General features: G+C 51.9%; 13 protein-coding genes. 2 read left to right on the forward strand and 11 right to left on the reverse strand.

The genetic code is table 11. From position 1 onward, the window contains the following. Positions 1–87 precede the first annotated feature (87 nt). Positions 88–918 carry an FRG domain-containing protein gene (locus ACYVEA_RS13165; protein ID WP_461113887.1) on the forward strand — a complete coding sequence of 277 codons (831 nt, stop codon included), beginning with the start codon at positions 88–90 and terminating at the stop codon, positions 916–918. 21 nt (positions 919–939) lie between these two features. Here the strand turns inward: ACYVEA_RS13165 and ACYVEA_RS13170 are convergent, their stop codons facing one another. The 5 genes from ACYVEA_RS13170 to ACYVEA_RS13190 all read right to left on the reverse strand — a co-directional run bounded on the left by ACYVEA_RS13170 (position 940) and on the right by ACYVEA_RS13190 (position 5,507). Next, positions 940–1,848 carry an LEA/WHy family protein gene (locus ACYVEA_RS13170; RefSeq protein ID WP_461113888.1) on the reverse strand — a complete coding sequence of 303 codons (909 nt, stop codon included), beginning with the start codon at positions 1,846–1,848 and terminating at the stop codon, positions 940–942. A 32-nt stretch (positions 1,849–1,880) separates the two neighbouring features. Continuing rightward, on the reverse strand, positions 1,881–2,564 hold the full coding sequence (locus tag ACYVEA_RS13175; RefSeq protein WP_461113889.1) for an NUDIX hydrolase: 684 nt from the start codon (positions 2,562–2,564) through the stop codon (positions 1,881–1,883). Beyond that, complete coding sequence (locus ACYVEA_RS13180) at positions 2,561–3,079, reverse strand: DUF2231 domain-containing protein (protein WP_461113890.1); 519 nt, start codon at positions 3,077–3,079, stop codon at positions 2,561–2,563. Before ACYVEA_RS13180 ends, ACYVEA_RS13175 begins: the two co-directional genes overlap by 4 nt. A 206-nt stretch (positions 3,080–3,285) precedes the next feature. Beyond that, positions 3,286–3,915 carry a DUF4142 domain-containing protein gene (locus ACYVEA_RS13185; RefSeq protein WP_461113891.1) on the reverse strand — a complete coding sequence of 210 codons (630 nt, stop codon included), beginning with the start codon at positions 3,913–3,915 and terminating at the stop codon, positions 3,286–3,288. A gap of 212 nt (positions 3,916–4,127) precedes the next feature. Then, on the reverse strand, positions 4,128–5,507 hold the full coding sequence (locus ACYVEA_RS13190) for a Gfo/Idh/MocA family protein (RefSeq protein WP_461113892.1): 1,380 nt from the start codon (positions 5,505–5,507) through the stop codon (positions 4,128–4,130). Between the two features lie 279 nt (positions 5,508–5,786). On the opposite strand from ACYVEA_RS13190, the gene ACYVEA_RS13195 reads away from it, so the two are divergent. Next, a complete protein-coding gene (locus ACYVEA_RS13195; protein WP_461113893.1) occupies positions 5,787–7,787 on the forward strand; it encodes a T9SS type A sorting domain-containing protein in 2,001 nt (666 codons plus the stop codon). Between the two features lie 36 nt (positions 7,788–7,823). On the opposite strand, the gene ACYVEA_RS13200 is transcribed toward ACYVEA_RS13195, so the two are convergent. The 6 genes from ACYVEA_RS13200 to ACYVEA_RS13225 form a co-directional block, all read right to left on the reverse strand. Then, positions 7,824–8,957 carry a spore photoproduct lyase family protein gene (locus ACYVEA_RS13200; protein ID WP_461113894.1) on the reverse strand — a complete coding sequence of 378 codons (1,134 nt, stop codon included), beginning with the start codon at positions 8,955–8,957 and terminating at the stop codon, positions 7,824–7,826. Between the two features lie 319 nt (positions 8,958–9,276). Further along, entirely contained in the window at positions 9,277–10,155 is an 879-nt protein-coding gene (locus tag ACYVEA_RS13205; protein WP_461113895.1) for an MBL fold metallo-hydrolase, read from the reverse strand. A 153-nt stretch (positions 10,156–10,308) separates the two neighbouring features. Then, on the reverse strand, positions 10,309–11,475 hold the full coding sequence (locus ACYVEA_RS13210; RefSeq protein WP_461113896.1) for a glycoside hydrolase family 26 protein: 1,167 nt from the start codon (positions 11,473–11,475) through the stop codon (positions 10,309–10,311). Between the two features lie 33 nt (positions 11,476–11,508). Next, positions 11,509–12,630 carry a glycosyl hydrolase gene (locus ACYVEA_RS13215; RefSeq protein WP_461113897.1) on the reverse strand — a complete coding sequence of 374 codons (1,122 nt, stop codon included), beginning with the start codon at positions 12,628–12,630 and terminating at the stop codon, positions 11,509–11,511. A gap of 73 nt (positions 12,631–12,703) precedes the next feature. Continuing rightward, complete coding sequence (locus ACYVEA_RS13220) at positions 12,704–13,798, reverse strand: IPT/TIG domain-containing protein (RefSeq protein WP_461113898.1); 1,095 nt, start codon at positions 13,796–13,798, stop codon at positions 12,704–12,706. A gap of 18 nt (positions 13,799–13,816) precedes the next feature. After that, positions 13,817–15,385 (reverse strand): RagB/SusD family nutrient uptake outer membrane protein, encoded by a 1,569-nt coding sequence (locus ACYVEA_RS13225; RefSeq protein ID WP_461113899.1) that lies wholly within the window; start codon positions 15,383–15,385, stop codon positions 13,817–13,819. Between the last annotated feature and the right edge of the window lie 69 nt (positions 15,386–15,454).

Here is a 15,454-nt window from a genome sequence, read left to right on the forward strand (position 1 = left end):
CGTCTTCGGGCAGGTCCCTTCGCGCAACCTGTGTTGTTTTCAGCCAATCCCGAAACGCCTGAATCGACTCATCGGATAGATTATCTTATGCCTACTGTACATGCTACCAGTTGGAACCAGTTAATGGCGTGTTTGTATGAAGACGCCTGGATGCCGGCTCTCCACCGTTTCCGGCCTCCGTTTGCCTTTCGGGGGCTGCCCGATGAAGCCTACACGCTGGATACATCGCTGATGCGAATGGGTGGAAACTATGCGCAGGTTGAAGGGCATCTGCTGCGTAATTTCAAGAAATATGCGCTGCGTAACGTCGTTGAGCTCGATTCGTTCTGGTATTGGCTTTCTGTGGCTCAACATCATGGCTTACCAACCCGGTTGATGGACTGGACGTTCTCGCCCTACGTAGCCCTGCACTTTGTGACGGCTAATCTCAGCCGGTATGATCGCGATGGGGTTATCTGGTGTCTGGATTATAAAAAAGTCCATCAACAGGTGCCCGATACGTTAAGCGACATACTGGAAGACGAAGGAGCCGATGTGTTCACGATTGAGATGTTGAGCCATATTCGTTCACTCCGGGAGTTTGATTGCCAGGTACCAGAGCCGTTTGCACTATTCTTCGAGCCGCCTTCCATCGATGATCGGATCGTCAATCAGTATGCGTTGTTTTCGGTTATCTCCAGCCCAACCGTGAGCATGAAAAGCTGGCTGGAGCAACGGCCCGATACGTATCGGAAGATTACGATTGCCAAAGAACTAAAATGGGAGATTCGAGACAAGCTGGATCAGGCCAACATTAATGAACGGGTACTGTTTCCGGGGCTGGATGGCCTTAGCCACTGGTTACGACGGCAATACATGCAGCCTGCGGGTCAATCACTGAATGAGCCTGGCAGAAGCCTATTCAGTAACGTAACCTGAATTCGGTACACTAAGCCAGATTCAATCTTTCCTGAAGTCGGCTAGTGTGCCCCGAATTACGGTATGCATCTTACTATTTTTGAACGCCAGGTTTCCGTCTTTGTCGATCAGTTTGCAGCGGAGTGTGACCAGAAAAGGGGTGTCCTTTTTGTCAAACAACATCTTGGGCAATAATCCCAGCGTCTGGCCGGGTTTCATGGTAACGGGAAAAACGACCGGCGTTGTTGCCTGCTTCTTAATCAGAATCGGCTCGGGCTGATCACCTTCCGCAATTTCTTTCCCGTCGATCGACACGGTGTAGTGCGTATCGGTAAAATTAAAGGGAAACTTGTTCTGGTTGGTGATGGCCACTTTCGCGGCAACATCCGTGCGTTTCAGTCCCAGTTTGCCAAAATCAATGTCTTCAATTTTGATCTTTGGCAAATAAAAGGTTGGCAGCCGACGCGTAATGGTTGGATGAAAAGTGCGCTCACCCAGAATCGGTATGTCCAGGTCAAAGCGGCTCCGGATGGTATAGGTTGTGCTGTCGATGTCTTTTCGATCCAACGTTTTCAGCACCTGCATGAGCTTTTTGTTGAGCACGACCATCGGTAAGGTCACAAATGTACTATCACCTGATTTTACCTCAATTGGCTTTTCGTAGCTATCTTCAATAATAGGCGTGTTGGCCATTAAAATCGTATAAGCCAGCCGCCGGGCTTTAAAGCCGACCGGTAACGGGTTATCGATGAGCATCTTCACATTCATTTTGATCCGATCATCATCAATATCGGTAATCTCCATTGTGCTCATCTCCACGCGGGGCTTGAGCGTATTGTCGTAGGCACCACCTTCGGCCTCAGCGTTATTTTTTAGTCGGCTATACCAGATGTAGGCACCAGCGATACCAATCAGCAAAAGCGCTAAGGCAATAATCCATCCCTTTTTCATACCGTTACGTAGTCGTTCATGTAGTACGTTTCTTATAATTGGCTCATCAGGCCATAGTCGCCCACCTGTTTCAGATACAGCAAATGAGCCAGGACGCCATGCAGGTTAGCGACCCGTTCCTGCGCTTCCTGAAACGTAGCGATGTGCAACTGTGTATGCTCATTTTCCCCTTCCTTACCCGTCGACTGACCGTCCAGTGCTTTAATATCGGCTAAAGCCATTTGCTGTTCGTAGTAGAAGAAATAAAGCGCTTCATCGCTGGTAGCCGTAGCCGAAAACAACGGGCGGCTAAAAAGCGGCTTTACGTGAGAAGGGTCAATCGACAGTCCCGTTTCTTCGCCCAGTTCCCGCACCGCCACATCAAAGGGGGAAGCGTCCGTTTCATCGATCATGCCGGCCGGATGCTCATACGTTAACGAACCGTCGCTGATACGTCGCTGGCGGACCAGAACAACGTATTTTTCGGCTGTCTGTTGATCAATCAGCACAACCAGCATCGATACGGCATCGCCTTTCAGAAAACAGATCGGGTTAACTTTCGTTCCCTCGGGCGTTTGAGCATCTACCTTGAGCAATGCATATAAAACGCTGTCGTCCTTCTGGGCGCGGTGGACGTATAATGGATCTATGCCGTTGATGGTAAGCTGGTTTTCTTCCAGATGGCGATGCCAGTTCTGGTACTTGGCCGTCTGGTTAAGTGGTTTTGGTTGACTCATGCCTGGTGGGATCTATGGCTGATCGACGTGTTTACAGTTGGTCGGCCAGACAGGGAACTCGGGGCATTCAGGTGCGCATTGTCATCTACACCAACCCCCAGCCGATCAATGAGCTCGCCACCCAGCCAGCCCGTCAGACCCGTCAGCATGAAGGCCAGCCCCGAACTAACCAGCGCCAGCGTCGGTGGATGATAGCCAGGTTCATCCGTTCGCAAAAACCAGCTTAGCCCGAAGAGCAGCAGCACCACTACGTTGCCTGCCCCGTGAATCAGACCGATCCGTTTGGCGCGTGTAGAAGTCGGGATAGCCAGCCAGTCAATCCAGCCGGGGACCGCAGCGACCACGCCGGCTAGAAGTCCGGCTGTAATCATCCAGTAAGCCACCCGAATCATGTCCGGGTTATTATTTAGTAAATATGCCCCATCAAAGATGACGGAAGTCGCCAGCAGCCCCAGCGGAAAAACGATGAGAATTGGATGAGCCGGATGCCCAGCCAGTTTTGCTTTACTTTCCATGCCTTTACAGTTTACCTGACTAACCGCTCTTTAGCTTGGCCGGTTGAAATGACCTGTGGATAGTGAGGCAAAGGGAAGCGCAGCCTTACGAAAACCCTAAAAAAAACAGGCCATTTCGTTACGAAATGGCCTGTTGTCGACTTAATAACTCAGGCATCCTACACGGAGAAAGTAAATGCCCCGAGGCTAAATTGCCTCAGGTTGATTTACATCTTACCCTCAATCTGCTGGGCTACCTTCAAGTGTGTTTTCACGAGCGGATGGGCGGCTTTGCCGACTCCTTTCAAACTGGCATCCGATGCGGTGGACTCAACCGTTGACATTACTTTATCGAGTTTTTGATGGCCTTTTACCCCGCTTTCATCCATGTACATTTTGTCCAGCGATGCACCGGATGCCCCCTGTAATTTAGTGACCATGGCTTGCGTCTCGGCGTCGGGGCCCGACGGCAACGTAACCCCTTTGGCACTGGCGATCTCCTGTAATTTTGCCGACAGGCCGGTTTGTTCATCGACTTCGGCCTGCGCAAATTGACGTACTTCCGGGCTGCTGGCTTTTTGTACCGCCACCCGGCTCATTTCCAGTTGCATCGTGCCCCCTTTCGCCACTTCCATCATCAGATTCTGATCGGCGCTGGAGAGCTTGGCCGGGGTTGCTGATACCGCACTTACGGCGGCTGCCCCTTTCTGATTCTGGCTGTCGAAGTTAGCCTTGGTTTCCTTGCCGATCATGTTGGTCGTACCGGCATTCATATTTCCGCTGTTCTGTTGAGCGAACGTAGCGCCTGTTGTAATAAGGGCCAGCATCAGGCCCAGGCTCATTGATTTGGTTTTCATAACGTGCACTAATTTCTTGTGAAGTAAGGTAATGATTTGCTGGCTCTAACGCCCTGATATAGGCGATTGTTCAGGATTATACTGTACTGGTATCTAAAGCGTTCTGTTCTGGCCATTGCCTAACTTTTTGCGTTACCTTACTGTCCTAAACAGAAACAGATAACCGTTGTCTGGCTAGGTGTCAACAGGGAATAAAAAGCGGAAAAAGCAAGCTACTGCAATTGCGGCTCAGGCCCCCGGAACGGATCAAGTTTGGTAATAAGGGGCAACTGAACAGGCTTGCCCATTTGCGCCGACTGATAAATGGCTTCCATGATTTTATGATCCTGAAGGCCTTCCTCCCCCGGTGTAAACGGTTGTTTGTTCTGCTGGACGCAATCGGAGAAATGGTCCATCTCGGTGGCAAACTGATCTTTTTCCATGAGTTCAATCTCATCCCTGTGTTCATTTTGCCCTTCTGCGTAGGATTGCTGTAACTGCAACCCATTATAGGCAAAGGCATTTTCCATATTCAGCCAGCCCCGTTCGGCCAGCACCCGGTAGCGACGGGACTCATGAGCGAAATAATGTGATCCGCAGTTGGTAATGATCCCGCTCGGAAAGCGCATTTGCCAGGACATCACCTCTTCTACCTCCCGAAACAGCGGATTATTGGGCGTACTGTACTGATAGGCAAATACTTCCGTTGGTTCTTCGCCCAGAATAAACCGGGCCGTGTTGAGGCAGTACAGGCCAATATCTGGCAAACTTCCGCCCCCGGCCAGTGCCCTGATGTGGCGCCAGTGATTGGGATTGGCCTCCTGCTGCGCATTGAACAGCTCAATAAACTTAGGCGCGCCATACTGCTGTTTGCGAACCAGCTCGCGGACGTAGCGGTTGTGCGGCTCGTACTGAATTCGATAGGCGACCATGAGTTTGCGATCTGCTTTCTTGCAGGCATCAATCATCGCCTGGCAATCAGCCGAAGAGGTGGCCATCGGTTTCTCGGTCAGAATGTGCTTACCCGCCTGTGCCCCGCGAATGGTGTATTCGGCGTGCATGGCGTTGGGCAGGACAATGTAGATGACCTGTACCTCCGGGTTGTCGCGCAGTTGGTCGTACGTATCATAGCTGTAACAGTTCTGGGGTTTGACGCCATACTGCTGGGCTACTTTCTGGAGCTTTTGCGGATTTCCACTGACCAGCGCTACTAATTTAGATTTTCGACTACGTCCAAAGGCGGGCAGAATATTTTCCAGGGCCAAATGACCCAGTCCCACTACAGCGTAGCCAACCCGTTGGTCGGGTGGCTGGGGCGAGGGCGTTGGGGGTGTCTGTCGGTCCGAAGCACCCCGGATGGGTTCCAACTGAATGGGTTCATCTACCTTCGGCGGAATCACCGCCGGGGGCGAAACGGGCTGGATATGCGGAACGGTATCCGCCTGGATAACGCCAGACGGCGTAGGTAAGCCGCCCTTGCTACGTCCGTATGTCGTCAGTACCCCACCGGCCGTACCGATTGCCAGTGCCCGTCCGGTCAGCTTAAGAAATTCCTGGCGTGATTGAGTCGGCGAATCGAGCAGTGATTTGAGAAGTGTAGTCAGTCGAGTCATAAACGAAGTTGAGTTAGTTTGCTTTCTGATTCCGGTAACGGCATGACTGGTAAATGGTTATCGGCGTAGGCAGAAAGTTAGGTTTATTACCAAAAGAATTTTTCAGGCAGGGGTAGGGGACGTGTCTCCTCCCTGCTTACGTGATGATCTGTAGACAGGCTTGGGCGAAAGCCCTGGGCTTCATACCACGGAATCGCCGTTAGCTCAATTTTTTGGGGTATTTATAACCTTGACCGGGCTAAAACGTACTGTAGTCAAACCGATTATTAGCTTCATTCTATGAGTCAACACTACCTGATACAGTCGCTTTATGGTTTTGCTATGTACTGGGCAGTAAGCTGTTTGTTCAGTACACAGGCGCAAACCCTCCAGCCACCTGTTGCCCAATGGCAGCGCGTGATTGACGAAAACAACACGACCCAGACATCCAGTCTACGTGCAGTGAAGTCGGCCCGTAGTGGCTATGGTATTTTAGTGGGTAACCGTGTAATGGCTCTCACTGCGACCGGGCAGACGAGCTGGACAACGTCAGTGCCGGGCTCGTATGCCGATAGCTCGACAAATTGGATCGCTGTTCAACAGACGTTGGCGCTGGCCTCAACAAACGATGGTGGATTTGTAGCGCTGGCCTTAGACGGCGCGAATCGGTACTACGTTACCAAACTGGATTCGGTTGGCAACAGCACCTGGACCAGAACGGTGGCACGGGCAGACGCAGGGCCGCAGGTTCAACTGACCGCGACCGGCCTGGCAACCGACCCCGACGGGAGTATCCTTGTGGCCGGTTCGTATGTGGATAGTCGATCCTATCTGGCCCTAACCAAACTAAGTTCAGAGGGCTATATTGTAGCTCAGTGGCGAATCAATTTGCCGGATTTCGCCCAACCCACTTCGGTGCTTATCCGTCAGATTTTACCCGTATCCGATCAAGGCTATTTGCTGGTCGGCCGTGCGGTTAATGTGGCAACGACAGAGAGTAAAGGGATCGCCATTCAGTTGGATAAGCAGCATAATCTCACCTGGAAACAGCTGTATCCCAACCTGACGGCTATTCTGGCGGTGGTGGCTAAACCCGCCAGCGATAATACGTACATCGCCCTGGGAACTGGCATGGGTGCTGCCGGACAGGCGATTACGATTGCGCCAAACCAGGCGGGTGATGGGGCCGTGCTGGCGTCTCTGCCAGGATTCAATTCGCCCGTTTCGTTGGCGAGTGACGGCGTAAACACCCTAACCTTTCTTGACACAGCACTCACCAACAATGGTGACTTTCGGCTTGCAAACGGTTCCATATCGGCTACGCTCAACTGGACTAAAACCTTTGGGGGGGCAGGGGTCGATGTGCCGGCTGATTTGCTGCCAACTGATGATGGCGGCTACCTGGTCATTGGTACCACGACGTCGACTGATGGAGACATACAGGGAAAAATGACGGCTGCGAAAGCCACCTGGATTTTGAAACTGGGAACGTCAGCCCAGCTTGCGACGCTTCGCCTGTTGCGACCAATCTATGACTGTCAAACGGGTTTTATTCAATTTCAAACGAGTGGGGGCGACGGCTCACCCATTACGTTTACAGCTCCTGGTATCACGCGTACTAGTGGCACCGATACTTTTGGTACAGTCGAGCAGGCGTTACGCAACGATCCCAAGGTGATTGTGATACAGGCGTCACAAAGCGGTCAGACGGTTCGGTATTCCTTTGATTTGGGTGCTTATTGTCGTACAAATCTGCCGACGGCCCAGGGTGATACGTTAAAATTAGTTGCCCCGACCTATAACTGCCAGACTGGCGCTATAACCTTTCACAGTACGGGAGGAGATGGGTCGCCAATCGAGTATGCCGCCAGTGGGGTTACCGACTGGACAACTAATCCTGATCAATTTGTTGACCCGGCCCTGCGTACGGCCTCCGATGCTCAGCCGTTGCTGCTCAGGGCTCGTCAACAGGGTCGGGTTGTTACGTATGTGTTCAATAGTAAGGCCGCCTGTGGCCGGGCAAGACAGGCTGCGGACGATTCAGCTGCCGAACTATCGGTGCGGGTTCTGGGCAATCCTGCGCACGAAACGGCTTTGGTAGAGATTACGGGGGCTGAAAATCAATCAATTGGGATGCAGCTATACGATGCCCGTGGTCGATTAATCGAGCAGGCTACCATTCAGAAAGCAGGTCGTTCAGAACGGCAGCGTTTCGACCTTCGGCATCAGGCAGTGGGTACCTTTCTGTTGCACACCACCGTAAACGATCAGCTCCGGACCGTGAAATTCATTAAGCAGTAAGGTTTTGCTACTACTTAATGAACAGGGTCGTTTGCCTTACGTCCAGTAGAGTATAGGTGCGTCGGGGAAGCGCTTCTGCCACTCGGCATAGAAGAAAGCCTTCATTTCCTTCATCTCTTCGGGGCGATACACGTACTTGGTACCACCGAACTTGTTGCGCTTTTCGGCCCGCGTCGCTTCGTCCATTTCCAGCGGTGTGTTCGGGTACCACTGCAACAGTACGTCTTTCGAACCAGGGGTAAAGCGGTGGCTGATAAACTCAACGTTCATGTCGCAGGGAAAATTGATAACCTCGGCGATGCGGTCGAGCAGGATGGTGTAATGTTCGCGCCAATCGGGAATGGGCATGATGGGTGCAATGACCAAGCCAATGGGATAACCACCACCGCCCGACTCCTTGGGCAGGGCCAGTTTTCGGAGCGCCTGCAACCGGGCCTCTACCGACGCTGTGCCACCCTCCAGACGCCGGGCTACTACGTCAGCGTTGAGGCTGAAGCGGGCGCGGGTATGCCCATTATGGGGCAGGTCAAGCAGGCTATCCACCTGGTCGTACTTGGACACAAAACGCAGATGACCCATCGATCGCGTTCCGTAATACCGGATGCACTCGGCCAGACCACCAGTCAGGTGCTCAATGCCCAGTACGTCGGTATAGCAGCTAACCTCGAATGTGGTCGGGCGGTTCGCGTCATTGCCCTGCCAGCTCCGGTTGGGTGGGTAAGTACCTTCGTAGGTAGCCGTGTGAGCGAGCATCTTAGGCAGGTTCGCGTAGGCCCGCACGACGGGTGGACCCGCCAGACTACCGGCTAAATAGCAGTAATGGCAGTGGGCCGGGCAACCTTCGGCCAGGTTCATCTGCCAGTCGGCCGAAGGGGGAATGGGCTGGAGTTTGAAGGCACTCGGTGGCGCGTTCACAATGGCTAAGGTATTTTTGGCAATACGGTACGTCTCCCGCTCATCGGCCCCACGCAGCCCGGTGATGCGGTTGTTTTTGGCGACTTCAATGGGCAGGCCAAGGGCTGAAAGGCGCTCGTAGATAGCCTGTCCATAAGGTTCGTTGAGGGCGTCGGCCGTAAAGACGACTCGCCTGGGCATCCACAGACGAGGTGACTTGATCAGGGGTTGAACGTCCGGTTTTACCGACGAAAGGGGCAACAATTCAGGTGTCATAACGGAGTAGAAAAGCGGATAAATACCGAGCCGAACGGCGCATACCCATACAGATTTATAACATAACTAACCCTCGAATAGCTCCCGTGTTCAGTAAATAGTAAAAAGTTAACTAATTGATTATTAATAATCTAACTGTTTTTTCGAGATTGATTTTACTTCTTTTTAGCGTGGCTGTTACAGGTTTGATGGAGGAGAAATTAATCGACTTTGCTGAAAGGAAAGAAGGTGGTTTATGACAGGATGGCTTGTACGTCAAAGACTTCAGGTTAAGCTGGTACGTAGTAACAGAAGCGTTCAGAGTCCCTTTCGTTATTCGTTAATTGATTGGTTGGCTTTGCAAAATATTCCACTGTACCTGCCCCGGTAACAAACGGTAAACAGGTATCTGAACTTTATAGTACCGGCAGTATTTCCTGATGGCCAAATCGATCTCCTCGGCGGAGTAGCGGGACGAAAAGTGACCCAGAATCAAGGTGTCAATTTTCAGGGGAGCCACCTGCCTTAATACCTCTTCCAGGGTACTGTGACGGTTGCGCGTAGGGTCTATCTCCTTCAGATCTTCACGGCGTAAAAAGGTGGCTTCATGAATCAGGATGCCTGTGTGATCCCATTGTGCCAATTGGTCGGCGGGGGTATCGCCGGAATAGCCTATCAGATTGGTTCGGATCGACTCGGTCATCGTTTCCCGACCATGTTCCAGAGCTATCTGGGTAAGCTGCGCCTGGGGCAGACCTGCCAGTTCGGCTTTGAGCTTATGTTTGAGTTGATAGAGCTGATAACTCACACTTTTCACCTGCTGAGGCTGAGCCATGGCCACGTGGTTATTCCGAAGAGTCTGTACGTAGGTGTCCTTCTGGATTAAAACATGTTGCTGATGGCCTAATCCCTGCCAGCTTGTCTGACCGACGCGGGTATCGAACTGCTTTGAGAAATCTTCCAGCGCTGGAATGGAACGGGCGTCCGCCGGGAAGTAAAGGCGGGGGAGCCCTTCCCGCGCAATGAGTTCATTGAGCCGTAGTAAACCGGTAAGGTGGTCCCGATCGGCATGTGACAGAAAAATGTGGTCAATCTTCCGGGACTTTTGCAGCAGGGTAGGAGCCACTCCGTCGCCGGCATCGAAAAGCAAGCGGAGTTCTTCGATGAAGTACCAGGTTGCGAACAAAGCTGTCGAGTAGCCCGTAATCGATAGATTCATAGTATTCTATTAAACGGAAAGTCCGGTGCGATCGTAAACGATTGTAATGCGCAAGGGCCGGTAAATGGCGCGGCTTTCTTTCCCGTTAAACCTGTGAAAGTGAAAGATAGTTGGCCTGCGGGCTACTGACTTACTGTACTGGGTTCAGGACCGTTAAAAAATAAGCAGTTTTCTGCGCCGATAGAGTTTGGGTAGATCAGCTTCGAACAGCGTATAAGCGTCCCGGTAAAATCGCAAAAAGTCGGGAACGCTGCCCTGCCCCGGATAGGGAGCGTAATAATGGGTTGGGCTTCGTGTATCATTTCGCCAGACCAATACGTAAGCCAGCTTTACTTTTTCCGCTTTTAAGGCGCTTAGTAGTGAACCTGTCCACCAGGTCGTGTCGGGGATAGACTCAAGGCCGGTTTCCGTAAAGGCCGCCAGTTTACCGGCCTTCCGGGCATAGTTGGAGACAATCTTGAGTTTGGCAATCCCCGCCGGGAGATTGTAATGGCCATTACGGCCGAAATCAGCGTAATTATCTACGCCCACCACATCGACCCATGCATCGCCGGGGTAGCGGTCCAGATACTCCGCTTCGGTTTTATAGAGGCAATCCGGCGAAAAGGTGTAAAGGAAATTGTGGACTTCCAAACTGTCGCGCAGATAGGTAACAGTGAACCGCCAGAGCGCTCTAAAATCTTCTGGTGTACAGTGAGGCTTTCCCCACCAGAACCAGCCTCCGTCGAGTTCATGGTAGGGCCGAAATAACATAGGTACCTGGTTGCCATCCCGTCCTTTGGCTGAAACCGCCAGACTGCCCAGCGTTTTTAGAATTGTTTTGTACTGCTCATGATGAGATCCGCCCGGTATAAGGTTAGCTACCGCCGGTGCCGAAACCGAATCTTTCCAATTGAAACCCGTTTGGGGAGTTACCGGATTGGTAAAATGCCAGGCCACCGTAACCACTCCGCCCCGGTCATACGTATCACTAATCTGTTTTCGCAGCAATGCCTTTGTCTTTTCGATGGTTTCGGGTGATCGACCCGATAAACCACTGAAGTCGATGCCAATAACGGCGGGATGGGAGCCCGTCACCGATTTAACATCCGAACGGCCTGAATCGCCACTCCACCCATGACCGTATTCGGTAGCATGTTGGTGCCCGAACAGTATATGTTTTCGGGCCAGTTTGTGCAGATTGTGATAGAGCGCTTTGGTTTCCCTGGTGGCATTTGGATCAATTAGTTGTGGCCGGGGACCGGCATAGCCAAGGCTGACCATCAACAGACTTATAAACAGCAGTAGCCTGACCGGCTGGAAGCGTGACTTGACAAACATAGGACACGGTATAGAGGAATTGCACACGCCTTGTTAGGGAAGCCGCCAGTTCGGTAGTTCATCCCGGCTAATAACATCAGCATCTGAATAGGCCGCTTTCAGCAGATCAAGCGGTTGTTTCCTGATCCAGTCCGTGCCTGTCCAGACCGCAAACCAGGACCACCACGTGCCAACACCACGAATTTTGTCAGGATTGGGTAAATTACCCGTTTCTGATAGCGTAACCAGCTTTTTGCCATTGAACTGCGCTTGCGTACTGCTCCAGTTAGCGCTCAGCGTGGCGGTTGAATCAGCGTATACATCCAGCCCCACAATATCGACGTACTGATCACCAGGATACCAGTCCGCAGGGATGGTATCCGTGCCGGTATATACCCAGATCAGGTTGTGCAACTGATGATAGTTGGTCAGTCGGTCGTACAGAATCTGCCACAGTTCTTTGAATGGGCCAGCGCCTTTGGCACCCCACCAGAACCAGCCACCGGGCGCTTCGTGCAGGGGTCGCCAGAGTATGGGTACGTCGGCCTCCTGAAATTTTTTGAGTTGGACCGCAATCGTATCAATATCACGTAGCAAAAATTTGTAGCGTTCCCCGTCTTTGTCGGCCAACGCGGCTGCCAGATCGAACGTGGTCGCGCGGGTGTAAAAGCCGCTCCACCAAAGTTTATCCGGCGCTTGATTGATCAAATCTGCTGGTGCGTTCCAGTGCCAGCACAAGCTGATAATACCCCGGCCTTCGCCCTTTTTTGCCCAATTAATTATCGTTTCGCTGGTGCGGGTTGGTATAGTACCATATTGGACCCGGCTAGGAGAATAATCCATCAAATCGAATGCGCCAATGGCGGGCTCTTTGCCGGTTTTCTCCAGTACGTATTCCACATCATCCTGTTGCCCCGAAATTACTTTACGCCCATACTGACTCGTCAAATACGTGAACAGGTTTTTTGTTGATGGAGTAGCCTGGAGGTTAATGAGTTGACTTGCTGGCTTGGTTGGTAGCACAGGCGTTGTTGATTTCTGTGCCGTGTCAATTGTCGGTGTCAGCTCAGCCGCTTTGCAGTTGGAAAGGCTGTATGTGAGAAAAATAGCCAGGCAGGAAACGGGGAATTTCTGATAAAGAGGCTGCGTAAATTTAGTCAATGAACGTGATGGCATAGGGGTAAAATGTATCTCTAAACAAACTTCCCGAAAGTGTCAGTCTTTCGGGAAGTTAAGATGTGTCGCTCCTTTATTTTACCAGCATGATGTCATCGAAATAGAACGTTTCGTCCTGTTTATCGGGTCCCTGAATCCGGAAGCCGACCTGCTTAAGGGTTTTTCCCGGCAACCAGAAGTCCATGTCAGAGAGCTTGATTTTAAAGTAGTTCCAAACACCCGCTTTTACGTTGATTTTATTCGACTCAACAAAATCGCCGAAGCCAGCCTTGCCCGCATCCGTCGTCAGATAAAGCGAATAATCGGCCGAAGCGCCTTTGATCCAACCCGTTACGTAGGTATACTCAGCCGAGTACGGAATAGCTGATGTTGAATTGTTGGCAAACGCGATCAAATGCCAGTTGCCTTTCTGAAAGTTTTTACCAACGGATGCCGTTCCTGAAGCAAACTCTTTGGTCGATACAGCACCGGCATCTCCCCAGGAAGCATCCTGGAAACCAGTTCCATACGCATCCGTAAAGACTTGGTAGGCTTTATCGACATTCACAAATTCCTGCGGGGAAGTCATTCGCCCGGTGCCATTTGTTATCCGAAGGTTCGCCCGGTTCAATGACGAAGCCGGCATCTGGACGACCAACTGCGTTTTTGCTTTGGAGACAACCGTTACGGGGTCCGAAATCCCTTTGACCGAGTCCGTCAGCGTAACGGCCGTAACGTCGTCGAAGTTGTTGCCCGTGAGGGTGATGACGGTGCCTTTTGTGAAATTATAATTTGAGACCGACGCCACGGTTGGATACGCCAGCGCTTTGAACGGAACCTTCAGGGTGTTGCCCGCGCTGTTGGTGAAAATAATGTTCTGCATACCGCCCAACACCTCACTAGGTACCCGAAAAAGAATGGCCCCTTCCGTATTAAGTGTGGACTGAAATCCGGCGGGCACGTTCCCTTTTTCAAAAACGATACTGCGAATGTCTCCCAGTCCGGTGCCAGTGAGGGTCACCAGTGATCCACCAGCCGCCGAGTCCGGCATGAGCCTGGTAGCGACGGGGTTGCCAGGGGCAATCTGGGGGCTTCCGTCCGTATCTTTCGTGCAGGAGCTTATCGAGAAAGCGGTTACTATCGTCAGAAAGAATAAGCCCGCTATGCGATTTAATCTAGTCAATTTCATCGGATTGCTTGTGGGGAATTAGTTGTAATAAGGCACCGGATCTTTTCCCAGTTCAGGGTCTTGGACGATCTCACCCGCCGGGATTGGCAGAAACATTTTGTCTTCTGTGAACGTAGTGACGTAGTTTGATCCCGTCACCGTTCCCCGGTTTTGCTTCTCAATAATCGACTTCGCTTTGGCGAATCCCTGCCGCTGAATATCGTACCAGTAGTCGCCCTCGAAGGCAAACTCGACCCGGCGTTCGTGCAGGATATTGTCGAGTGTAAAGGATGTTCTGGGCGTCAGGCCGGCCCGGCTCCTTACTTTATTCAGTGCGTCGAGCGCTTTGGCATCGGTGGTCGATGCGGCACCCGCCAACGTAGCCTCGGCGTAAATCAACAGGATGTCGGCATAGCGCAGGAGCACAACATTGTTGCCCGAATTCTGACCTAAAACGGCTTCACCGCCAAAACTTTTCCCGGGACCGGCAAAGTACTTGACAATGTTAGAACGCGTAGGACTCAAACTACCACCATCTTCCGTAGGCTGCAACGTATCATACTTAAAGCCATTGGCCATGAATGCGTTGTATTTAGGCGCATTGGCGCGTTGGGGTTTCCAGTTCAGGTTCGACCAGCCCTGTTCCATCACCGACCATTTCCGGCGCAAATCACCAAACTCATATTCCTTCAGCAGATCGAGGGAAGGAACATACATTTCCCAGGCATCGGCTTCGGCGGTACGCAAGGCACCGGCACCCCGGTCTGGATTTTTGATGTTGCCCGTTCCCCAGGGGTCGCCTGCCAGTTGGTGTTGAATCGAGAATAAGGTTTCCGCGTTATTGTTCTGGCTCATTTTGGTGAACATACCCATGTAATCGTCCACCAGCGTATACTTGCCCGAATTGATAACCTCTTCTGCTTTCGCCTTCGCGTTTGCGTAATCCTTGTTATACAGATACAGCTTGGCCATCATACCCTTCGCCGAATATTTCGTCAACCGGCCCGATACGTCCGATTCGGGTAATCCCGTTTCGGCCAGTTTTAATTCGTCGAGCGCAAACCGAAGCACGTCTTTTTGCAGGTAGCGCGGGATGTTAAAATTGCCAGATAGAGCCGTAGCACCCGGATCCGTAATGATCGGCGCAGCTCCCCAGGTACGGGCAATGTAGAAATACAGGGTACCCCGAATAAAATGACATTCGGCAATGGCCGGGTCCAGGTAGGCCGCACCCCCACCAGCGGCTTTCTTCTCTTCAAACGTTTTCATCATGACGTTGGCATAGCCAATGATCTTGTAAAACGCACCCCAGGCCGCGCCAACGCGATCAGAGGCCGATGAGACCGAGAAGTTCAGGTATTCGACATCGGTGTAGGTAAACATGTTTCCACCCATTACGTCGCCAATGGCATCCTGCGCCCGGCTTTCGTAATTGCGCCAGGGCAGGCCGCTGTAGAGCGTACTGGTGGCGGCCCGTACTTCGTCGGCATTGTTGTAATAGTTTCCGGTTGTGGTGCCCGATAGCGAAGGCCGGTCAATGAAATCTTTCGAGCAGGAGGACAACAGCACCGCCGGAAGAATCAGGGCATATAATGGCTTGATTTTCATGTCTTTAGTTTTTATCCCCAACCCCCTAAAGGGGGCTTGCCCTGCCTCAGAGATCAACTGAAGCCCTCT

It is taken from the genome of Spirosoma jeollabukense (genome assembly GCF_054777855.1).